The sequence below is a fragment of the Pseudomonas sp. EU05-FHT14B02 genome (genome assembly GCF_058791055.1).
Genome location: NZ_JBYTDD010000009.1, coordinates 131,425 through 154,657, shown reverse-complemented (window position 1 = coordinate 154,657; position 23,233 = coordinate 131,425). Strand labels below are relative to the sequence as shown.

Annotated in this window: 17 protein-coding genes; all 17 read left to right on the top strand. The window is 59.8% G+C overall.

Features of this window, described 5'->3' with window-relative positions; translation table 11 throughout:
- The first annotated feature begins 193 nt into the window (after positions 1 to 193).
- The 17 genes from hutU to mdoH all read left to right on the top strand — a co-directional run bounded on the left by hutU (position 194) and on the right by mdoH (position 23,173).
- Positions 194 to 1,876, top strand: a complete 1,683-nt coding sequence (hutU, locus tag AC3WTM_RS11260; protein ID WP_102672710.1) for a urocanate hydratase — start codon at positions 194 to 196, stop codon at positions 1,874 to 1,876.
- A gap of 164 nt (positions 1,877 to 2,040) precedes the next feature.
- A complete protein-coding gene (locus tag AC3WTM_RS11255) occupies positions 2,041 to 3,510 on the top strand; it encodes a purine-cytosine permease family protein (protein WP_102672195.1) in 1,470 nt (489 codons plus the stop codon).
- 69 nt (positions 3,511 to 3,579) lie between these two features.
- The gene (locus tag AC3WTM_RS11250; protein ID WP_102672196.1) at positions 3,580 to 4,548 is read left to right on the top strand and encodes an ABC transporter substrate-binding protein; all 969 of its coding nucleotides are present in this window, start codon (positions 3,580 to 3,582) and stop codon (positions 4,546 to 4,548) included.
- A gap of 70 nt (positions 4,549 to 4,618) precedes the next feature.
- A complete protein-coding gene (locus tag AC3WTM_RS11245) occupies positions 4,619 to 5,470 on the top strand; it encodes an ABC transporter permease (RefSeq protein WP_008058061.1) in 852 nt (283 codons plus the stop codon).
- Positions 5,467 to 6,297, top strand: coding sequence for a quaternary amine ABC transporter ATP-binding protein (locus AC3WTM_RS11240; RefSeq protein ID WP_052961897.1), 831 nt, complete (start codon positions 5,467 to 5,469; stop codon positions 6,295 to 6,297). Before AC3WTM_RS11245 ends, AC3WTM_RS11240 begins: the two co-directional genes overlap by 4 nt.
- A gap of 151 nt (positions 6,298 to 6,448) precedes the next feature.
- Positions 6,449 to 7,972, top strand: coding sequence for an HAL/PAL/TAL family ammonia-lyase (locus AC3WTM_RS11235; RefSeq protein ID WP_102672197.1), 1,524 nt, complete (start codon positions 6,449 to 6,451; stop codon positions 7,970 to 7,972).
- A 119-nt stretch (positions 7,973 to 8,091) separates the two neighbouring features.
- Positions 8,092 to 9,624: a histidine ammonia-lyase gene (gene hutH / locus AC3WTM_RS11230; protein WP_102672198.1), complete on the top strand. Its 1,533-nt coding sequence runs from the start codon at positions 8,092 to 8,094 to the stop codon at positions 9,622 to 9,624.
- A gap of 109 nt (positions 9,625 to 9,733) precedes the next feature.
- Positions 9,734 to 11,140 carry an amino acid permease gene (locus AC3WTM_RS11225; RefSeq protein WP_102672199.1) on the top strand — a complete coding sequence of 469 codons (1,407 nt, stop codon included), beginning with the start codon at positions 9,734 to 9,736 and terminating at the stop codon, positions 11,138 to 11,140.
- A gap of 17 nt (positions 11,141 to 11,157) precedes the next feature.
- Positions 11,158 to 12,363 carry an imidazolonepropionase gene (gene hutI, locus AC3WTM_RS11220; protein WP_102672200.1) on the top strand — a complete coding sequence of 402 codons (1,206 nt, stop codon included), beginning with the start codon at positions 11,158 to 11,160 and terminating at the stop codon, positions 12,361 to 12,363.
- Positions 12,364 to 12,373: 10 nt separating this feature from the next.
- On the top strand, positions 12,374 to 13,177 hold the full coding sequence (hutG, locus tag AC3WTM_RS11215) for an N-formylglutamate deformylase (protein ID WP_102672201.1): 804 nt from the start codon (positions 12,374 to 12,376) through the stop codon (positions 13,175 to 13,177).
- 264 nt (positions 13,178 to 13,441) lie between these two features.
- Entirely contained in the window at positions 13,442 to 14,398 is a 957-nt protein-coding gene (locus AC3WTM_RS11210) for a choline ABC transporter substrate-binding protein (RefSeq protein ID WP_102672202.1), read from the top strand.
- A 146-nt stretch (positions 14,399 to 14,544) separates the two neighbouring features.
- Positions 14,545 to 15,462: an alpha/beta hydrolase gene (locus AC3WTM_RS11205; protein ID WP_102672203.1), complete on the top strand. Its 918-nt coding sequence runs from the start codon at positions 14,545 to 14,547 to the stop codon at positions 15,460 to 15,462.
- 116 nt (positions 15,463 to 15,578) lie between these two features.
- The gene (locus AC3WTM_RS11200; protein WP_102672204.1) at positions 15,579 to 16,781 is read left to right on the top strand and encodes an SRPBCC family protein; all 1,203 of its coding nucleotides are present in this window, start codon (positions 15,579 to 15,581) and stop codon (positions 16,779 to 16,781) included.
- Between the two features lie 287 nt (positions 16,782 to 17,068).
- The gene (gene pip, locus AC3WTM_RS11195) at positions 17,069 to 18,040 is read left to right on the top strand and encodes a prolyl aminopeptidase (protein ID WP_102672205.1); all 972 of its coding nucleotides are present in this window, start codon (positions 17,069 to 17,071) and stop codon (positions 18,038 to 18,040) included.
- On the top strand, positions 18,037 to 18,474 hold the full coding sequence (gene dtd, locus AC3WTM_RS11190; protein ID WP_057712378.1) for a D-aminoacyl-tRNA deacylase: 438 nt from the start codon (positions 18,037 to 18,039) through the stop codon (positions 18,472 to 18,474). Before pip ends, dtd begins: the two co-directional genes overlap by 4 nt.
- A gap of 321 nt (positions 18,475 to 18,795) precedes the next feature.
- Positions 18,796 to 20,610, top strand: coding sequence for a glucan biosynthesis protein G (locus AC3WTM_RS11185; protein WP_090452641.1), 1,815 nt, complete (start codon positions 18,796 to 18,798; stop codon positions 20,608 to 20,610).
- On the top strand, positions 20,603 to 23,173 hold the full coding sequence (mdoH, locus tag AC3WTM_RS11180) for a glucans biosynthesis glucosyltransferase MdoH (RefSeq protein WP_102672206.1): 2,571 nt from the start codon (positions 20,603 to 20,605) through the stop codon (positions 23,171 to 23,173). The genes AC3WTM_RS11185 and mdoH overlap by 8 nt, the downstream gene beginning before the upstream one ends.
- The last annotated feature ends 60 nt before the right edge of the window (positions 23,174 to 23,233 follow it).

Genomic DNA, 23,233 nt, shown 5'->3' with positions numbered 1-23,233 from the left:
AACTTTTCTTGAATGCTCATCCAACAAGTTGGCCGCTTGATTGCATATGCTTGTATGTACAAGTAAAGACGTATGCGTATGAGTCACGAAGACTCAACCATCGTCCACTGATTCGCCGGTGTGCACTGATGCCCATTGGCTTGCTCGCCCACTGCCTGGGTTGGTTTGGATTGATTGCTGAGGAGTTCTTTTCGTGACCGAGAATAAACGTACCAAGTTTCGCGACGTCGAAATCCGTGCCGCACGCGGTAACAAGCTGACCGCCAAGAGCTGGCTGACTGAAGCGCCGCTGCGCATGCTGATGAACAACCTCGACCCGGAAGTCGCCGAGAACCCTAAAGAACTGGTGGTTTACGGTGGTATCGGTCGCGCTGCACGTAACTGGGAATGCTACGACAAGATCGTCGAAAGCCTGACCAACCTGAACGACGACGAGACCCTGCTGGTGCAATCCGGCAAGCCGGTCGGCGTGTTCAAGACCCACAGCAACGCCCCGCGCGTACTGATCGCCAACTCCAACCTGGTTCCTCACTGGGCGAGCTGGGAACACTTCAACGAACTGGACGCCAAAGGCCTGGCCATGTACGGCCAGATGACCGCCGGCAGCTGGATCTACATCGGCAGCCAGGGCATCGTCCAGGGCACCTACGAAACTTTCGTCGAAGCCGGTCGCCAACACTACAACGATGACCTCAAAGGTCGTTGGGTCCTGACCGCAGGTCTGGGCGGCATGGGTGGTGCTCAACCTCTGGCTGCAACCCTGGCCGGCGCTTGCTCGCTGAACATCGAATGCCAGCAAGTCAGCATCGATTTCCGCCTGAAAAGCCGCTACGTCGACGAGCAAGCCAAAGACCTCGATGACGCACTGGCCCGCATCGCCAAATACACCAAAGAAGGCAAGGCGATTTCCATCGCCCTGCTGGGCAACGCGGCGGAAATCCTGCCTGAACTGGTCAAGCGCGGCGTGCGCCCGGACATGGTCACCGACCAGACCAGCGCCCACGACCCGCTCAATGGTTACCTGCCAGCAGGCTGGACCTGGGACGAATACCGCGCTCGCGCCAAGACCGAACCTGCCGCCGTGATCAAAGCCGCCAAGCAATCGATGGCCGTGCACGTTAAAGCGATGCTCGACTTCCAGAAGCAAGGCATCCCGACCTTCGACTACGGCAACAACATCCGTCAGATGGCGCAAGAAGAAGGCGTGGAAAACGCATTCGACTTCCCGGGCTTCGTACCGGCCTACATCCGTCCACTGTTCTGCCGTGGCATCGGCCCGTTCCGTTGGGCTGCACTGTCGGGCAACGCTGAAGACATCTACAAGACCGACGCCAAGGTCAAGGAACTGATCCCGGACGACGCCCACCTGCACAACTGGCTGGACATGGCCCGCGAGCGCATCAGCTTCCAGGGTCTGCCAGCACGTATCTGCTGGGTTGGTCTGGGGCTGCGCGCCAAGCTGGGTCTGGCGTTCAACGAAATGGTCCGTAGCGGCGAGTTGTCCGCGCCAATCGTGATCGGCCGCGACCACCTGGACTCCGGTTCGGTATCGAGCCCGAACCGCGAAACCGAATCGATGCAGGACGGTTCCGACGCCGTTTCCGACTGGCCTCTGCTCAACGCCCTGCTCAACACCGCGAGCGGCGCGACCTGGGTGTCCCTGCACCACGGCGGCGGCGTCGGCATGGGCTTCTCCCAGCATTCGGGCATGGTGATTGTCTGCGACGGTACCGATGAAGCAGCCGAGCGTATTGCTCGCGTTCTGCACAACGACCCGGCCACCGGTGTCATGCGTCACGCCGATGCCGGTTACCAGATCGCCATCGACTGCGCCAAGGAACAAGGGCTGAACCTGCCGATGATTACCGGCAAGTAACGCTGTACGGCTTTATGTGGGAGCGAGCTTGCTCGCGATGAGGCCGGCACATTCAACACTTGTGCTGGCTGACAGATTGCTATCGCGAGCAAGCTCGCTCCCACAGAAAAGCAGATCACAACGACGCTCAGTGAACTATTAGAACAATCCACAGAGGTTGAACCATGGCTGTTAACAGCGAACGTGCAGGCAACAAACCGTTGATCGAGAAGCGTTCGATCGACTACATCCCGGAAGCGGAAAGACACGGTCGTCTGTTTAGCCAGTTCACCCTGTGGATGGGTGCCAACCTGCAAATCACCGCGATTGTCACCGGCGCATTGGCCGTGGTCCTTGGCGGTGATGTGTTCTGGTCGTTGATCGGTCTGTTGATCGGTCAATTACTGGGTGGTGGCGTGATGGCGCTGCATGCGGCGCAAGGCCCCAAGCTTGGCCTGCCGCAGATGATTTCCAGTCGGGTACAGTTCGGCGTGTACGGCGCGGCCATCCCGATCGTGCTGGTGTGCTTGATGTACCTGGGCTTCACCGCAACGGGAACCGTGTTATCCGGTCAGGCGCTGGGCCAGTTGTTTGGCGTTAGCGACACCGTCGGTATCCTCCTTTTCGCCAGTGTCATCGTCCTGGTCACGGTGCTCGGCTATCGGGTGATCCATTGGATCGGCCGTGTTGCCAGTGTCATTGGCGTGATCGCCTTTGTTTATCTGTTCAGTCGCCTGATGAGCCAGGTTGACGTTGGCGCACTGTTGCAAATCCGCCACTTCAGCTGGAGCAGTTTCTTGCTCGCGGTATCGCTTGCGGCGTCCTGGCAGATCGCGTTCGGCCCTTACGTGGCTGACTACTCACGCTACCTGCCGAGCAATATTTCCTCGGTGAAAACCTTTTTCGCCGCAGGTGCGGGTTCGGTCATTGGCGCACAGGTGGCGATGGTCCTCGGCGTGTTCGCTGCCGCTTCGGCGAACGGGCAATTCGCCGGTCACGAAGTGGCCTACATCGTTGGTCTGGGCGGTACCGGTGCCACTGCTGCGCTGCTGTACTTCAGCATCGCGTTCGGCAAGGTCACCATCTCCACGCTGAACTCCTACGGTAGCTTCATGTGCATTGCGACCATCATCAGCGGTTTCCGTGGTGACCTGAAGGTAACGCACTTGCAGCGTCTGGTCTTCGTGCTGGTCATCGTCGGTGCTGCGACCCTGATGGCGTTGCTCGGTCAGCACTCGTTCCTCGGCGCGTTCAAGTCTTTCATCCTGTTCTTGCTAGCGTTCTTTACCCCCTGGAGCGCGATCAATCTGGTGGACTACTACTGCATCACTCGCGAGCGCTATGACGTACCGGCTCTGGCCGATCCGAATGGTCGCTACGGTCGCTGGAACCTCCTCGGTATCAGCGTCTATGTGTTCGGTGTGCTGGTGCAACTGCCGTTCATCTCCACTAAGTTCTATACCGGTCCGCTGGTGGCGGTCCTGGGTGATGTGGATATTTCCTGGGTCATCGGCCTGGTGCTTCCCGCCGCCCTGTATTACCTGTGCGCAAAAAAATGGCACGGCACAGTGCCAGATCGTTTGACCCTGCCGGTCGAGCAGGGCGCGATCACCGAACAAAAGCTGAATGTCGGTCGCGCTGCGGCGCAGGCCTGATTGGACGTGGACAGGGCTGGATGCCTCTTGACTGCCGTAAGCCAATTCATGATTAGGAGCGTCATAACAATGAAATCGAACAAGACCCTGCTGACCGCATTGCTTTCCATGGGCCTGCTTGCCAGCGCTGGCGCCACTCAGGCGGCGGGTTGGTGCGAGTCGGGCAAACCGGTGAAATTCGCCGGTTTGAACTGGGAAAGCGCCATGCTGCTGACCGACGTGATGCAAGTCGTGCTGGAGAAAGGCTACGACTGCAAGACCGACAGCCTGCCGGGCAACTCCATCACCATGGAAAACGCCCTGAGCAGCAACGACATTCAAGTGTTTGCCGAAGAGTGGGTCGGCCGCAGCGAGGTCTGGAACAAGGCTGAGAAGGCCGGCAAAGTCGTCGGTGTCGGCTCCCCGGTTGTTGGCGCAATCGAAGGCTGGTACGTGCCGCGCTACGTGATCGAAGGCGACGCCAAGCGTAAGCTGGAAGCCAAGGCTCCGGACCTGAAAAACATTGCTGACCTGGGCAAATACTCGGCGGTGTTCAAGGACGCCGAAGAGCCTTCCAAGGGCCGTTTCTACAACTGCCCGGCCGGCTGGACCTGTGAGCTGGACAACAGCGAAATGCTGAAAAGCTACGGCCTGGAAAGCACCTACACCAACTTCCGCCCAGGCACCGGCCCGGCGCTGGATGCCGCGGTGCTGTCGAGCTACAAGCGTGGCGAGCCGATCCTGTTCTACTACTGGTCGCCAACGCCTTTGATGGGCCAGATCGACGCGGTGAAACTCGAAGAGAAACCAGGCGTGAACAAGACAGTGACCATCAAGGTCGGCTTGTCCAAGACGTTCCACGACGAAGCGCCTGAACTGGTGGCCGTGCTGGAAAAGGTCAACGTGCCAATCGACCTGCTGAACCAGAACCTTGGGCGCATGACCAAAGAGCGGATCGAATCACCAAAACTGGCCAAGATCTTCCTGAAGGAACATCCTGAAGTCTGGCACGCATGGGTGAGCGAAGACGCAGCCAAAAAAATCGACGCGGCCTTGTAGGTTGGGCTTCTCCGGCTGTCGGCAACGGCAGTCGGACGCTTGATCGCAACCCCTTGATTGAGAGTCTCTTATGTTTCCCGAAAGCTTTACCTTTTCCATCGCCGACTGGGTCAACGGTTGGGTCGATTCGCTGGTTACCAACTACGGCGACGTTTTCCGCAGCATCTCCGACACCCTGCTGTGGGCCATCGTCAATCTTGAAGGCCTGCTGCGTGCTGCACCCTGGTGGCTGATGCTGGCGATCGTGGCCGGTGTGGCCTGGCACGCGACCCGCAAGGTCGTGACCACCGCCGTCATCGTTGGTTTGCTGTTCCTGGTGGGCGCGGTCGGCCTCTGGGACAAGCTGATGCAGACCCTGGCGCTGATGATGGTGGCCACGGTCATTTCGGTGCTGATCGGCATCCCGTTGGGCATCCTCTCGGCGCGCAGCAATCGACTGCGTTCGGTGCTGATGCCGTTGCTGGACATCATGCAGACCATGCCGAGCTTCGTGTACCTGATCCCGGTTCTGATGCTGTTCGGCCTGGGCAAGGTCCCGGCGATTTTCGCCACGGTGATCTACGCCGCACCACCACTGATCCGTCTGACCGACTTGGGTATTCGCCAGGTTGACGGCGAAGTGATGGAAGCCATCAACGCCTTCGGTGCCAACCGCTGGCAGCAACTGTTCGGCGTACAACTGCCACTGGCCCTGCCGAGCATCATGGCAGGGATCAACCAGACCACCATGATGGCCCTGTCGATGGTGGTGATCGCCTCGATGATCGGTGCCCGTGGCTTGGGTGAAGACGTGCTGGTGGGGATTCAGACCCTCAACGTCGGGCGTGGCCTTGAAGCCGGTCTGGCGATCGTGATTCTGGCTGTGGTGATCGACCGCATTACACAAGCATACGGTCGTGCACGGCATGAGGTGAGCAAATGAACAACGCAACCGTGAGCAAGATCGAAGTCAAGAACGTCTTCAAGATTTTCGGCAACCGTTCCAAGGATGCGCTGGCCATGATCGGCCAGGGCAAGACCAAGGACCAGGTTCTGGCCGAAACCGGCTGCGTGGTCGGCGTGAACGACCTGTCGCTGAGCATCGGCAGCGGCGAGATCTTCGTGATCATGGGCCTGTCGGGCTCAGGCAAGTCGACCCTGGTGCGCCACTTCAACCGCCTGATCGACCCGACCAGCGGCGCGATCCTGGTGGACGGTGTGGACATCCTGCAATACGACATGGAAGCCCTGCGCGAATTTCGTCGGCGCAAGATCAGCATGGTGTTCCAGAGCTTTGGCCTGTTGCCGCACAAGAGCGTGCTGGACAACGTCGCCTACGGCCTGAAAATCCGTGGCGAAAGCAAAGCCATGTGCGCTGAGCGTGCGCTGCACTGGATCAACACCGTGGGCCTCAAGGGCTACGAAAACAAATACCCGCACCAGCTATCCGGCGGCATGCGTCAGCGTGTGGGTCTGGCCCGCGCCCTGGCGGCGGACACGGACATCATCCTGATGGACGAAGCGTTCAGCGCCCTCGACCCGCTGATCCGCGCGGAGATGCAGGACCAATTGCTGGAGCTGCAAAAGACCCTGCACAAGACCATCGTCTTCATCACCCACGACCTCGACGAGGCCGTACGCATCGGCAACCGCATCGCGATTCTCAAGGACGGTCGCCTGATCCAGGTCGGCACGCCAAGAGAGATCCTGCATTCGCCGGCGGATGAGTATGTCGACCGCTTTGTGCAGCGTCGGGCGGCGGTGGTTTAAAAAGTTTGTGCCGGCTGTGCTGGCCTCATCGCGAGCAAGCTCGCTCCCACAGTGGATCCCCGGTGTTCACAAAACCTGTGGGAGCGAGCTTGCTCGCGATAAGGTCGGTAAAGCTGCATCAATATTCAGGTTTGTACGCACGAGGTTAATGATGTCCCAGGCTGAAAAAATCGTTATCACCGAGTCGCAGGTCAGTTGGCAGGATGTGGTCGCCGTTGCCCGTCATGGCGCACAGCTTGAACTGTCGGCACCGATCTGGGCGCGCATCGAAAACGCGCAGGCCATCGTCCAGCGCATCGTCACCAGCGGCGAACGTGCCTACGGCATCAACACCGGCCTGGGTGCGCTGTGCAACGTCTCGCTGCAGGACGAACAACTCAGCCAGTTGTCGCGCAACACCTTGCTCAGCCACGCTTGCGGCGTGGGTGCACCGCTGACCGACGAGCAGACCCGCTCGATCATGTGCGCGGCCATCGTCAACTACAGCCACGGCAAATCCGGTCTGCACCGTCAGGTCGTCGAAGCGCTGCTGGCACTGCTCAACCGGGGCATCACTCCGCAGGTGCCGTCCCAGGGCTCCGTGGGTTACCTGACGCACATGGCGCACATCGGCATCGCGCTGCTGGGCGTGGGCAATGTCAGCTATCGCGGGCAGATCGTTTCTGCGCAGCAAGCGCTGGCCGAAGAAGGTCTGCAAGCAGTCAAGCTCGGCGCCAAGGACGGTTTGTGCCTGGTCAACGGTACGCCGTGCATGAGTGGCCTGAGCTGCCTGGCGATTGCCGATGCCACGCGCCTGCTGGAATGGGCCGATGTGATCGGCGCCATGAGCTTCGAAGCCCAGCGCGGGCAGATCGATGCGTTCGACGCGGAGATCATCGCGCTCAAGCCGCACCCGGGCATGCAACAGGTCGGGATCAACCTTCGGGCCTTGCTCGACGGCAGTGAAGTGATCGCCCAGAGCAAAGGCATTCGCACCCAGGATGCCCTGAGCATTCGCTCGATCCCGCAGGTGCACGGTGCTGCGCGCGATCAACTGGTGCACGCGATCAAACAGATCGAAACCGAACTCAACGGCGCCACCGATAACCCACTGGTGCTGGGCACTGCGGACAATTACCGTGTGGTGTCCCAGGCCAACCCTCATGGCCAGTCCGTGGCAATGGCGGCGGACCTGCTGGCGATCGCCATGGCGGAAATCGGCTCCATCGCCGAGCGTCGTCTGGACCGTTTGATCAACCCGCACGTCAGCGGCCTGCCGGCTTTCCTGGTGGCCAACCCGGGCGTGAACTCAGGGATGATGATCGTGCAATACGTGGCCGCTTCGCTGTGCGCGGAGAACCGTCAATTGGCGCAACCGGCAGTCCTCGACAACTACGTCACGTCCGGTCTTCAGGAAGATCACCTGAGCCTGGGCACCAACGCCGCGCTGAAGCTGCATCGCGCGCTGGAAAACTGCACGCAGATCCTCGCCATCGAGTATTTGCTGGCGGCCCAGGCGTTTGAATTTTTGAAGGAGCAACGCTTTGGTGCGGGCACCGATACCGCTTGGCGTCTGCTGCGTGAGCGAGTTCCTGCCTACGACCAGGACCGCTGGCTGGCACCAGACATTGCCGCCGCTGCCAGTGTTCTGAAAGACCCTGTTTTACTGCAAAAAATCTTACCGAATTTGAACTGATTTCCCTATAAAACCAGCGTGCCAAGGCGCCACCCCCTCAAAAAGGGGGAAGCGACGGACAACGGACATCTCCGGAGCGTCTGGTTAGTTAATAGCTAACTCTCAAAAGGAGCACAAAAATGACTGCGCTAAATCTGATTCCCGGCCAACTGACCCTCGCCCAACTGCGTGACGTCTATCAGCAGCCGGTGAAACTGACCCTCGACAACAGCGCCTCGGCCCAGATCGAAGCCAGCGTTGCCTGCGTGGAACAGATTCTCGCCGAGAACCGCACCGCCTACGGTATCAACACCGGTTTCGGCCTGCTGGCCTCGACCCGCATTGCCAGCGAAGACCTGGAAAACCTGCAACGCTCGCTGGTGCTGTCCCACGCCGCGGGTGTTGGCCAGCCGATCAGCGATGAGCTGGTGCGTTTGATCATGGTGCTCAAGGTCAACAGCCTGAGCCGTGGTTTTTCCGGCATCCGCCGCGTGGTGATCGACGCGCTGATCGCCCTGATCAATGCCGAGGTTTACCCGCACATTCCATTGAAAGGCTCGGTCGGTGCTTCCGGTGACCTGGCGCCTCTGGCCCATATGTCGCTGGTGCTGCTGGGTGAAGGCAAGGCTCGCTACAAGGGCGAGTGGATGGACGCCACCGAAGCGCTGAAAGTTGCTGGTCTGACCCCGCTGACTCTGGCCGCGAAAGAAGGCCTGGCGCTGCTCAACGGCACTCAGGTGTCCACCGCATTTGCCCTGCGTGGCCTGTTCGAAGGTGAAGACCTGTTTGCTGGTGCCTTGGCACTGGGCGGCCTGACCGTTGAAGCGGTTCTGGGCTCGCGCTCGCCGTTCGACGCCCGCATCCATGCTGCCCGTGGTCAGAAAGGCCAGATCGACGCCGCCGCCGCTTATCGCGATCTGCTGGGCGAGCGCAGCGAAGTCTCCGACTCCCATGAAAACTGCGAGAAGGTACAAGACCCGTACTCCCTGCGTTGCCAGCCACAAGTCATGGGCGCCTGCCTGACCCAGTTCCGTCAAGCGGCCGAAGTACTGGCGATCGAGGCCAACGCCGTTTCCGACAACCCGTTGGTTTTCGCCGCTGAAGGTGACGTGATCTCCGGTGGCAACTTCCACGCCGAGCCGGTGGCCATGGCCGCTGACAACATGGCCTTGGCCATTGCTGAAATCGGTTCCCTGAGCGAGCGCCGTATCTCGCTGATGATGGACAAGCACATGTCGCAACTGCCGCCGTTCCTGGTGGCCAACGGCGGTGTGAACTCCGGCTTCATGATCGCCCAGGTGACCGCAGCGGCATTGGCCAGCGAGAACAAGGCGTTGTCCCATCCGCATTCGGTGGACAGCCTGCCGACTTCCGCCAACCAGGAAGACCACGTATCGATGGCTCCGGCGGCTGGCAAGCGCCTGTGGGAAATGGCCGAAAACACCCGTGGGATTCTCGCGGTGGAATGGCTGGCGGCAGCCCAGGGCCTGGACCTGCGCAATGGTCTGAAGACTTCGCCAAAACTGGAAAAAGCCCGTGCCATTCTGCGTAACGAAGTGCCGTTCTATGAGAAGGACCGCTTCTTCGCGCCGGACATCAATGCGGCGTCTGAACTGTTGGCCTCGCGTTGCCTGAACGAACTGGTGACGGCGAAGTTGCTGCCTAGCCTGTAATTGCCCCTTCGCGAGCAAGCCCGCTCCCACATGGATTGCGTTGAACCTGTAGGAGCTGGCTTGCCAGCGATTCGATTTTGCGTCGAATAACAATAATTAGGGACGAGAAATGCAACAGCCAGAAAAAGGTTTGAAACGCGGGCTATCTGCCCGACATATTCGCTTCATGGCGCTGGGGTCGGCAATCGGCACCGGGCTGTTTTATGGATCTGCCTCGGCCATTCAAATGGCCGGTCCTGCGGTACTGCTCGCTTACCTGATTGGTGGCGCGGCGGTGTTCATGGTCATGCGCGCCCTCGGTGAGATGGCGGTGCACAACCCGGTGGCCGGCTCTTTCGGCCAGTACGCCAGCACCTACCTGGGGCCGATGGCGGGCTTCATCCTCGGTTGGACCTACGCATTCGAAATGGTCATCGTCGGCATGGCCGATGTCACTGCATTCGGAATCTACATGGGCTTCTGGTTTCCGGAGGTTTCCCGCTGGATCTGGGTGCTGGGTGTCGTTTCCATCGTTGGCGGCCTGAATCTGTGCAACGTCAAAGTCTTCGGTGAAATGGAGTTCTGGCTGTCGCTGCTCAAGGTCGCGGCCATCGTCGCGATGATCCTGGGTGGTTTCGGCATCATGTGGTTCGGCATCAGCTCGGCCCCCGGCCAAGCGACCGACATCAGCAATCTCTGGAGCCACGGCGGCTTCATGCCCAATGGCATGGGCGGTCTGATTGCTTCGTTCGCGGTGGTGATGTTTGCGTTTGGCGGTATTGAAATCATCGGCGTAACAGCAGGTGAAGCCAAAGACCCGCAGCACGTGCTGCCCCGGGCGATCAATGCCGTACCGTTGCGTATCCTGCTGTTTTACGTGCTGACGATGCTGGTGCTGATGTCGATCTTTCCATGGCAGCAGATCGGCAGCCAGGGCAGCCCGTTCGTGCAGATTTTCGACAAGCTGGGGATCAGCTCGGCGGCCACCATCCTCAACATCGTGGTGATCACGGCGGCGATTTCGGCGATCAACAGTGACATTTTCGGCGCTGGCCGCATGATGTTCGGTCTGGCCCAGCAAGGTCATGCACCCAAAGGCTTCGCCCGCCTGTCGCGCAATGGCGTGCCATGGATGACGGTGGTGGTGATGAGTGCTGCGCTGTTGCTGGGTGTGTTGCTGAACTACCTGATCCCGGAAAACGTGTTCCTGCTGATCGCTTCCGTCGCGACCTTTGCCACCGTGTGGGTCTGGCTGATGATTCTGGTGACCCAAGTGGCCATGCGCCGGTCCATGAGCGCCGAGCAGGTTGCACAACTGAAGTTCCCGGTACCGCTCTGGCCTTACGCGCCGGCGGCGGCTATTGCCTTCATGCTGTTCATTTTCGGCGTGCTGGGCTATTTCCCTGACACCCAGGCAGCGCTGATCGTCGGCGTGGTCTGGATCGTGTTGCTGGTACTGGCTTACCTGACGTGGGTGAAACCAGCGGCGGGCCAGGCAGCCCTGGTGACGCAAGATCCTACTTTTTCTCATCGATAACCTAATGGAGGCCACGGATGAAAACTCTCTGGCAACACTGTCACGTCGCAACCATGGCACAAGGCGTCTACTCGATCATCGAGGACGCCGCCATCGTGACGTCAGGAGCGCACATTGAGTGGATCGGCCCGCGCGGTGAGTTGCCGGCGGGCGAGTACCCGGCCGTCAATGATTTGAACGGGGCCTGGGTCACGCCGGGCCTGATCGACTGCCACACTCACACGGTGTTTGGCGGTAACCGCAGCGGTGAATTCGAACAGCGCCTGCAAGGCGTCAGCTACGCGGAAATCGCCGCCAACGGCGGCGGTATCGCCAGCACCGTACGCGCCACCCGCGCAGCCAGCGAAGATGAACTGTTCGCCAGTGCCGCCAAGCGCCTGAAAAGCCTGATGCGTGATGGCGTTACCAGTATCGAAATCAAGTCTGGCTACGGTCTGGACCTGGCCAACGAGCGCAAGATGCTGCGTGTGGCCCGCCGCCTCGGCGCCGAACTGCCGGTCAGCGTGCGCAGCACCTGCCTGGCGGCTCACGCCTTGCCGCCGGAGTACAAGGATCGCGCTGATGACTATATCGATCACATCTGCGCCGACATGCTCCCGGCCTTGGCTGCCGAGGGGCTGGTCGACGCCGTGGATGCGTTTTGCGAGTACCTGGCGTTCTCCCCGGCGCAGGTTGAGCGGGTGTTCATTACCGCCCAGAAACTGGGCCTGCCAGTGAAGCTGCACGCCGAGCAGTTGTCGTCGCTGCATGGCTCGAGCCTGGCGGCGCGTTACCACGCGTTGTCCGCCGATCACCTGGAGTTCATGACCGAGGACGACGCCATCGCCATGGCCAAGTCCGGTACGGTCGCGGTGCTGTTGCCCGGCGCCTTTTACTTCCTGCGGGAAACCCAGTTGCCGCCGATGGAAGCCCTGCGCAAGCACGGCGTGAAAATCGCCATCGCCAGCGACCTCAACCCGGGTACCTCGCCGGCGCTGTCGTTGCGCCTGATGCTGAACATGGCTTGCACCTGCTTCCGCATGACCCCGGAAGAAGCCCTGGCTGGCGCGACGATTCATGCCGCCACCGCGCTGGGCATGGCCGATACTCATGGTTCGCTGGAGGTCGGCAAGGTCGCGGATTTTGTCGCCTGGCAAATCGATCGTCCGGCCGACCTGTGTTACTGGCTGGGCGGCGACCTGGAAAAACGCGTCGTGCGCCACGGCGTCGAATCAAGTTTGTAGGAGATCTGTTGTGGATAAGGTTCTGAACTTCAAACAAGGCCGCGTACCGCTGCTGATCAGCATGCCCCACGCTGGCGTGCGCCTGACGCCTGCGGTCGAAGCCGGGTTGATTCCTGACGCGCAAAGCCTGCCGGACACCGACTGGCACATCCCGCAACTTTACGACTTCGCCGCGGAACTGGGTGCAAGCACCCTAGCGGCCGAGTACTCGCGGTTCGTCATCGACCTTAACCGACCGTCCGACGACAAGCCTTTGTACGTGGGCGCGACCACCGGCCTGTACCCGGCGACGCTGTTTGACGGCATTCCGTTGTTCCGCGAAGGGTTGGAGCCTTCTGCCGATGAGCGCGCGACTTATCTGGAGCGGATCTGGACGCCGTACCACAGCACTTTGCAGCAGGAACTGGCGCGGCTGAAGGCCGAGTTCGGCTATGCGTTGCTGTTCGATGCGCATTCGATCCGCTCGATCATCCCGCACCTGTTCGACGGCAAGTTGCCGGACTTCAACCTCGGTACCTTCAACGGCGCCAGTTGCGATCCACAGCTTGCGACCCGACTGGAAGCGATCTGCGCGCTTCACGACAACTACACCCACGTACTCAACGGGCGCTTCAAGGGCGGGCACATCACTCGCCATTACGGCAATCCGGCCGAGAACATCCACGCCGTGCAGCTGGAACTTGGCCAGTGCACCTATATGGAAGAGTTCGAGCCGTTCCGCTATCGCCCGGATCTGGCGGAACCGACGCGGTTGGTGCTCAAGGAGTTGCTGCAAGGGTTGCTGGCCTGGGGTGAAAAACACTACAAGCGCTAAAGCCTGACGCGTAACCCTGTGGGAGCGAGCTTGCTCGCGATAGCGGTCTGTCTGTTACATCTATGTCGACTGATCCACCGCCATCGCGAGCAAGCTCGCTCCCACAGGTAAGTGTTCATTTTGAAAGCGCGACGTAACAGTCGCCACCGTGCAAAACACGGTCGCCACAGGTCGCTTTTACCGCTCGTCTGCTGCGTAATGTTCTGGCCACGGTGCACAAAGACACCGACCTCACAATAATCGCTGCCGCACGAGATGCTCTCTATGACAAGCACCAAAGGTTTGTTCGCCCGCTGTCTCTCAATCCTCTGCGGCACGGCTCTCCTGAGCACCGGCGCCCTGGCCGCTGACGACGCCTCCTGCAAAACAGTGCGCATGGGCGTGGTCAACTGGACCGATGTGATCGCCACCAGTGGCATGGCCGACGTGTTGCTCAATGGCCTCGGCTACGAAAGCAAACAGACCAGCGCCGTTCAGCAAATCATCTTCGCCGGGATCCGCGACAAGCGCCTGGACATTTTCCTTGGTTACTGGAAACCGGCGATGGACAAAAACATCGCGCCGTTCCTGGCCGCCAATCAGGTCAAGGTCATGGACAAGCCGAACCTGGCTGATGCCCAGGCCACCCTCGCAGTTCCTGACTATGTGGCGGCGGCGGGCCTGAAAACCTTTGCCGACATCGCAAAGTTCAAGGATCAACTCGGCGGCAAAATCTACGGTATCGAGCCGGGTAGCGGCGCCAACACCACGATCAAGACCATGATCGAAACCAATCACTTCGGCCTGAAGGATTTCAAACTGATCGAGTCCGGTGAAGCCGGCATGCTCGCCGCCGTACAGCGCGCCGTGAATCGCAAGGAGTTCGTGGTGTTCGTCGGTTGGACTCCACACCCGATGAACATCAACATGAAGATTGCCTACCTGACCGGCAGCGAAGACGTGTACGGCCCGAATGAAGGTGCAGCGACCGTTTCCACCGTAACCGCGCCGGATTACGCCCAGCGCTGCCCGAACGTCAATCGACTGCTGGAAAACCTGACCTTCACCGCCGCCCAGGAAAGCCAGTTGATGGTGCCGATCATGGAGCGCCAAACGGCTCAGGATGTCGCGAAAAAATGGCTGCGCGAGCATCCGGAAGATCTCCAGCGCTGGCTGGCGGGTGTCAGCAGTTTTGATGGCAAGGATGGCGTGGCGACGGTTCAGGCCAGCCTGAAAAACTGACACCAAAACCTTGTAGGAGCGAGCTCGCTCGCGATAAACCCGAGAACGCCGCGGGGTATCAGGCTCCCCGCGTTATCGTTGACGATCATCGCGAGCAAGCTCGCTCCTACAGGGGCCATATATTCCCTTGAACGGGTACCAGGCTCATGGCTCCTTATCCACTTTCCGAACAGATGACGGCTTTCGTCGAGAAAACCGTCAGTTTCAACAGCATTGACAGCAGCCCCGACGGTCTGCGCCAGGCCTACAGCGAGATGTACCGGGCATTCACGCCGCCGCGCCCTGCCGGGTTGTATGTGGTCGATTTCGAGTTGGCGGGGGTTGCCGTTCGTTCGTATCAGCCGCCGGTTTCACCTTCTGCTGGTGGCGTGCCGTGCATCGTTTATCTACATGGCGGTGGCTGGGTGGTGGGGAATCTGGATTCCCACGACTTCATTTGCGCGGAACTGGCCTCGACCCTCGGCGTGCTGGTGCTCGCCATCAATTACCGTCTGGCGCCGGAACACCCGTTTCCGGCGGCCTTCGACGATTGCCTAACAGTCTGGCGAGCACTGCGCACCGGGCCGTTCAAACTTGACGCTGCGCGCACGCTGGTGGCCGGCGACAGTGCCGGTGGCAACCTCGCGGCAGCGTTGTGCCTGGCGCTGCGCGATGCCGGTGAGCCGGTGCCGTGCGCGCAGATCCTGATCTATCCGGGGTTGGGCGGCGATCACCGGCTGCCGTCGCGCAGTGAGTGCATCGACGCGCCGTTACTCAGCAGCAGTGACGTAGATTGCTATCACGCGCTTTACCTGCAGGGCACCCGCCATCCGAACGCCTACGCCATGCCATTGCTTGCCACGGATTTCAGCAGACTGCCACCGGCATGGATCGCCGTGGCGCAATTCGATCCGTTGCGCGATGACGGCGTGCTGTATGCCGAGCGACTGAACGCTGCCGGTGTGACTGCGACGCTGTATTACGGCGAAGGGCTGGTACACGGTTGTTTGCGGGCGCGGGGGCAGGTAGCCGAGGTGGATGTGTTGTATGAAAGGTTGCTCGGATACCTGGCTGTAAAGCTCTGATCTACAGCAACCGTTTGTCGAGACTGTTATTTCTGACAGGTCATTAATTTTTTGCTTCACGTTAAAACACTTCTGGAACGCAGGCGATCGTGCCTGCCCACAGGAGCAAGAAAATCATGGCACGTACAAACAAGGATACGAAGGATAGTGCGGCGGACTCTCGCGAACGTGCGGTGGCTACAAAACCGCCTGCCCCCGAAATGCTCTGGCCAAAAGAAGGTATCGAGCACGACGGAGGTTTTGTTCGTTGCGCAGGCACCTGCCTGGAAGGTGCCGTTGTCCAGATGTTGATCCTCCCTGATATCACATGGAAAGATGTGCCGGCGATCGGGACTAATTGGAGTCTTACGCTAGAAAAGATGGTGCCTGGAGTCCAGCGCCTCCACGTACGGCAAATCCTCGACGCTGCTATTTCAGATCCAACTCCTGAGCGCGAGATCATTGTGCGCGAGCCGTCCTCCAATGTACCCCCGCCGGTGGTAACCCTTCCGCTCGTCAACAGCCTTATGCCAATCAACCAGGAAGTGCGGTTCGAGGGAACCTGCGAACCAGGCGCGAGTGTGTACATCCGCGATGTCGACGAAACCTTGATCGGGGAAGCCAGCGTCATCGGCACCACATGGTCTTTTGAACACATCTGGACTAGTAGTGAAGTTGTCTATATCAAAATCGTACAGTCAGTAAGTAACGTGTTGTCTGACCCGACGGAGCGCTGGATTGGCGTAGGACTGGGGAACGACAGGATCGAAGTGACCGTGACGGAGCCTGAGGCCGAAAATGTCAATGTTCCCTTTAGAGGTTATCTTGATTTGGAGGGTACCTGCACGCCCTGTTCGAATGCGGGGAGTGTTATCCAGGTGGAGCTTGTTCGAATTGGATTATATACAGGTTATGTAGTGGGCAATCGTTGGGTGGTCCGCCGCGTCGGACCATTTACTTCTCGTCCTCCTGAATTCGAACGCCTGATGGTTTATGTGCAAGATGGAGCCGAAAAGAGGATTCCGTCTCGTCGTGTCCCCCTCTTTGTCACCACTGAGCCGGTCGGCATCAAGCCCCCTCCGCCATCGATCAGGGTGCCTGTATCAGGAGGCACATATCCCATCGGCGGCATGGCTATCGACGGTATTTGCGAAGTGGGAGCGACTGTCGAGCTTTTGGATGAAAGAGGTGTCAAGTTGAACGATGCATTAGTGGTGGATAACAAGTGGTACACATCGTTTACTTGGGGCCCAGGAGTTCATCGCATCAAAGCGTGGCAGAAGAAAGGCGACATTGTTTCCGAGCCAAGTGTACTCGTTGAGTTCACTGTGACGCCGTAGAATGGGTGATGTACTTGAGTTCATCATTCGATAGCGCCTGAACCAGGATTGCGGCTCAACGCTCCAAAAAACCGCTGTTTCAGTCGTGCGCTGAAATAGCGGTTTTCTTTATTGCATACGAATGCCTTCACAGGCTTCATTTTCGGGCGCGAGCTGAGTGCGACAGGTATCCAGAGCCCTCAATCTCTCCAAGGACATGCTCATCGCTCCATTCGGGTTTATGATGCCCAACGGCAGAATAATAGAAGTCCCCCCAGGGATGACCTCGACCCCTTACGGAGTGCGCAATGCAGACTTTGTACCCGCAGATCAAACCCCACGCCCGGCACGATCTGGCTGTCGACGAAACCCACACACTGTATGTCGACGAAAGCGGTTCACCGGAAGGTTTGCCGGTGGTGTTCATCCACGGCGGCCCCGGTGCCGGTTGTGATGCCCAGAGTCGTTGCTTCTTCGATCCCAACCTCTATCGCATAGTCACGTTCGATCAGCGCGGCTGCGGTCGCTCGACCCCCCACGCCAGCCTGGAAAACAACACCACCTGGGACCTGGTCGCCGACCTCGAGCGGATTCGCCAGCATCTGGGCATCGACAAATGGGTGCTGTTCGGCGGCTCCTGGGGATCGACTCTGGCCCTGGCCTACGCGCAAACCCATCCTGAGCGTGTGCACGGCCTGATCCTGCGCGGGATCTTTCTCTGCCGTCCGCAGGAAATCGAATGGTTCTACCAGGCCGGCGCCAGCCGCCTGTTCCCCGATTACTGGCAGGACTACATCGCGCCGATCCCGCTGGACGAGCGCGACGACTTGCTCACTGCGTTCCACAAGCGCCTGGTCGGTAACGACCAGATCGCCCAGATGCACGCGGCCAAGGCCTGGTCGACCTGGGAGGGCCGCACCGCGACTCTGCGTCCGAACCCGATGGTGGTCGATCGCTTCTCCGAGCCACAACGTGCCTTGTCGATTGCCCGCATCGAATGCCACTACTTCAGTAACAACGCCTTCCTGGAGCAGAATCAGCTGATCCGCGACATGGGCAAGATCGCCCATTTGCCCGGCGTGATCATTCATGGTCGCTACGACGTGATCTGCCCGCTGGATAACGCCTGGGAATTGCATCAAGCCTGGCCGAACAGCGAATTGCAGGTCATCCGCGATGCCGGTCATGCCGCTTCCGAGCCGGGCATCACCGACGCGCTGGTACGCGCCGCCAATCAGATGGCCCGGCGTCTGCTCGACCTGCCGCCTGAAGAAGCATGAAGGGCCTGTTGCAGCGGGTGCGCGGCGCGCGGGTCGAGGTCGCGGGCGAGATCGTGGGTGCCGTCGATCAGGGATTGCTGGTCCTGGTCGCCGTCGAGCCCGACGATACGCGGGCCAGCGCTGACAAACTTCTTAATAAGCTGCTTAACTATCGGGTATTCAGTGACGCTGAAGGCAAGATGAATTTGTCCTTGGCGGATGTGGGCGGCGGGCTGCTGCTGGTCTCTCAGTTCACTCTGGCTGCCGATACAAAAAACGGGCTGCGTCCGAGTTTCTCGACCGCGGCCCCTCCGGCGTTGGGCGAGGAGCTGTTCGACTATCTATTAAGCAAAGCGAAACAGGTGCATGGCACTGTGGCATCAGGTAGATTCGGCGCGGATATGCAGGTGCACCTGGTCAATGATGGCCCGGTAACCTTCCTGTTACAGACCTGAAAGCGCTTGAAACAAGTTTTTACGTTCATTTCGGCTGAAAACAGGGCTTTTTCGCGATAAATACTTTGTTACCCCTGATGCGTTGTAACGCGGCCTACTAGATAATCCCGCGCTACGGGGATCAGCGTTCGTTGGTCCATTTTGACTTAGGTAGAGACTTGTCCGGATCCGATTGGGGAATCATTTTGCCCCAGCGGAGTCGGAACAATGCTCGCCAACTTGGCAAGAGTGGTTTGCAAGGGCGGTTTTTTCATACCGTACACCGTGCAGGCCCTTTAACTGGCCGTTGGTTTTTTGATCTGTTTTCGGCGAGGGTTGCTCGTGATTGTTAGTCCCTGTAACGCACCAAAATTGTCTGCCAAACGGTTACGCAGCGCTCTGGTAGCGGGCTCTGCACTGCTCTGCCTGCTCAGCGCCGGTCAGCTTTGGGCATTCAGTCTGGATGATGTATCGGTCAAGGCAAAAGAACTGGCCGCGCAGAAATTCGAAGCGCCGCGCAGTAACCTGCCGAACGAGTTCCGCGACATGAAATTCGCGGACTATCAGAAAATTCGTTTTCTGACAGAAAAAGCCGAGTGGGCTGACCAGAAGACGCCGTTCAAGCTGTCCTTCTATCACCAGGGCATGCATTTCGATACACCGGTGAAAATCAACGAAATCACGGCGAACACCGTCGAAGAGATCAAATACGATCCGAGTCGTTTCGACTTCGGCGATATGAAGTTCGATCCAAAGGCCACCGAACAACTGGGTTATGCCGGTTTCCGTGTGCTGTACCCGATCAACAAGGCCGACAAGCAAGACGAAATCATGACCATGCTTGGCGCGAGCTACTTCCGCGTCGTCGGCAAGGGTCATGTCTATGGTTTGTCCGCTCGCGGCATGGCGCTTGATACCGCATTGCCGTCCGGCGAAGAATTCCCGCGTTTCCGCGAGTTCTGGATTCAGCAGCCCAAGCCGGGCGACAAGCACCTGGTGATCTTCGCCCTGCTGGATTCGCCTCGTGCCACCGGCGCCTACCGCCTGACCCTGCGTCCGGGCAGCGACACCATCGTCGACGTCAAGGCGCAGATGTTCCTGCGTGACAAGGTCGGCAAACTGGGCATTGCCCCGTTGACCAGCATGTTCCTGTTCGGCGCCAACCAGCCGTCGAAAGTACTGAACTACCGTCGCGAGCTGCACGACTCCAGCGGCCTGGCGATCCATGCCGGCAACGGCGAATGGATCTGGCGTCCGCTGAACAATCCGAAGCACCTGGCCGTGAGCAACTTCAGCGTTGAAAACCCGCGTGGCTTCGGTCTGCTGCAACGTGGCCGCGACTTCAGCCACTACGAAGACCTCGACGACCGCTACGACAAGCGCCCAAGCGCCTGGATCGAGCCGAAGGGTGACTGGGGCAAGGGCACGGTCGACCTGGTCGAGATTCCGACCGCCGACGAAACCAACGACAACATCGTTGCTTTCTGGAATCCGGAAAAATTGCCGGAACCTGGCCAGCCGCTCGATGTCGCTTATCGTATGCACTGGACCATGGATGAAGCCTCGATTCACGCGCCGGACAGCGCTTGGGTCAAACAGACCCTGCGCTCCACTGGCGACGTCAAGCAGTCCAACCTGATTCGTCAGCCGGACGGCAGCGTTGCCTACCTGGTGGACTTTGAAGGCCCGTCCCTGGCGGCTTTGCCGGCCGAAGCGGACGTCCGCAGCCAGGTCAGCGTCGGCGACAACGCCGAGCTGGTGGAAAACAGCGTTCGCTATAATCCTGAAACCAAAGGCTGGCGCCTGACCTTGCGGATGAAGATCAAGGATCCGAGCAAGTCCACCGAGATGCGTGCCGCGCTGGTGCAGAACATCGTACCGGCGGACCTGGCCAAGACTTCGATTCCGTCGTCGAACTCGTCGGTTGCCAAGGCCGACAAGGTTGCCGCCAAGCAACAAGAGAAAGCGGACAAGGAAGCCAGGCAAGCGGAGGCCAAGCAGGCCGAAGCCAAGCCTGTTGCAGATGCCAAGGACAAGGCCAATAAAGACGCCAAGCAGCCTGTCGCTGCCGACGCGGCCCCAGCCACACCGGAATCGGCCCCGACTGAAGAAGTCCTGACCGAGACCTGGAGCTATCAGTTGCCTGCCGATGAGTAACTCTCAAGTACGGCCAGAAACTCTCTCCGAGTATCTGGCGCATCTGCCGATGACCGACCAGCAGCGCGCGGAACTCGCGGGCTGCAAGTCTTTCAGTGAACTGCATGAGCGTCTGTCGTCCTCGACTTTCGACGCGCCAGCCGAGGCCGCCCAGGCTTCGGTCGGCAAGCGCTTGACCCTGAGCACTGCCGAAGAATTGCAGGACGCCGAAATGCTGGTGCTCGACGCCAGCGGTCGCGTCTGCCTTAAGGCGACCCCACCGATTCGTCGGACCAAGGTCGTGCCGGAGCCGTGGCGCACCAATATTCTGGTGCGCGGCTGGCGGCGTCTGACCGGTCGCACCAATCCGCCGAAGCCGCCGAAAGACGAGAACGTGCTGCCGGCCGCGCGCTGGCGCACCGTCGGTTCGATCCGCCGCTACATTCTGCTGGTACTGATGCTCGGTCAGACCATCGTCGCCGGCTGGTTCATGAAAGGCCTAATGCCTTACCAAGGCTGGTCATTCGTCGACCTCGACGAAGTCTTGCACCAACCGTTACTGCAAACCGCCACCCAAGTGCTGCCATATGCATTGCAGACCAGCATCCTGATTCTGTTCGGGATCCTGTTCTGCTGGGTTTCGGCCGGTTTCTGGACCGCGCTGATGGGCTTTCTCGAGTTGCTAACCGGGCATGATAAATACCGCATCTCCGGTAAAAGTGCTGGTAACGAGCCGATTCCAAAAGATGCGCGCACCGCGCTGGTGATGCCGATCTGCAACGAAGACGTGCCTCGGGTATTTGCCGGTCTGCGTGCAACGTTCGAATCGGTCGCGGCCACGGGTGACCTGGACCGCTTCGACTTCTTCGTCCTCAGCGACAGTAACGACGCCGATATCTGCGTCGCCGAGCAACAGGCCTGGCTGGATGTCTGCCGCGAAGCCGGGGGCTTCGGCAAGATTTTCTATCGCCGCCGTCGTCGTCGCGTAAAACGTAAAAGCGGCAACCTCGACGACTTCTGCCGTCGTTGGGGCGGTGACTACAAGTACATGGTCGTACTCGACGCCGACTCCGTGATGAGCGGTGAGTGCCTGACCAGTCTGGTACGCCTGATGGAAGCCACGCCGGACGCCGGCATCATCCAGACCGCGCCGCGTGCGTCGGGCATGGACACCCTTTATGCGCGCATGCAGCAGTTCGCCACCCGCGTGTACGGGCCGCTGTTCACCGCCGGCCTGCACTTCTGGCAGTTGGGCGAGTCGCACTACTGGGGCCACAACGCGATCATCCGCATGAAGCCGTTCATCGAGCACTGCGCCCTGGCGCCGCTGCCCGGTAAAGGCGCATTTGCCGGTGCGATTCTGTCCCACGACTTCGTTGAAGCCGCGCTGATGCGCCGAGCCGGTTGGGGCGTGTGGATTGCCTATGATTTGCCGGGCAGCTATGAAGAACTGCCGCCGAACCTGCTGGACGAACTCAAGCGTGACCGTCGCTGGTGCCACGGCAACCTGATGAACTTCCGCCTGTTCCTGGTAAAAGGCATGCACCCGGTGCACCGTGCGGTGTTCCTGACCGGCGTGATGTCCTACCTGTCGGCGCCATTGTGGTTCTTCTTCCTCGTGCTTTCGACAGCGTTGTTGGCGGTCAACACGCTGATGGAACCGCAGTACTTCCTCGAACCGCGCCAGCTCTATCCGCTGTGGCCGCAATGGCATCCGGACAAAGCGATTGCGCTGTTCTCTACCACCATCGTGCTGCTGTTCCTGCCGAAGTTGCTGAGCATCATCCTGATCTGGGCCAAGGGCGCGAAAGAGTTCGGCGGCAAGTTCAAGGTGACGCTGTCGATGCTGCTGGAGATGTTGTTCTCCATGCTGCTGGCGCCGGTGCGGATGATTTTCCACACCCGTTTCGTCCTCGCCGCGTTCCTCGGCTGGGCCGCGACCTGGAATTCGCCGCAACGTGACGACGACTCCACGCCTTGGAGCGAAGCGGTCAAGCGCCACGGTCCACAGACCTTGCTGGGCTTCTTCTGGGCGCTGCTGGTGATCTGGCTGAACCCGAGCTTCCTGTGGTGGCTGGTGCCGATCGTCGGTTCGTTGATGCTGTCGATCCCGGTGTCGGTGATCTCCAGCCGTGTCGGCCTGGGCCTGAAGTCCCGTGACGAGAACCTGTTCCTGATCCCTGAGGAATACAATCCGCCGCAGGCACTGCTGGCGACCGACCAGTACACCCACGAAAACCGCTGGCACGCGCTGAACGACGGCTTCGTCCGTTCGGTGGTCGATCCACAGCAGAACGCCCTGGCGTGCTCGCTGGCGACCTCCCGGCACCGCGAGGCTGAGCCGATTGAATGGTTGCGGATCGAGCGGGTGCGCCACGCGATGAAAGTCGGACCTGAAGGCCTGACCAACAATGAGCGTGTACAACTGCTGAGTGATCCGGTGGCTCTGGCTCGCTTGCATGAGCAGGTCTGGAACGAAGGCCATCCAGAGTGGCTGGGCGCGTGGCGCAAGTCGGTGAAAGCCGACCCCCACGCACCGTTGTTGCCGCTCAAGCCGTTGAGCGTGCAGCCTCAGATGGCCTGACTCAAAGACACGCAAAAGCGGGATGAAGAACCAAAAGCCCTGTAGGTTTACACCTATAGG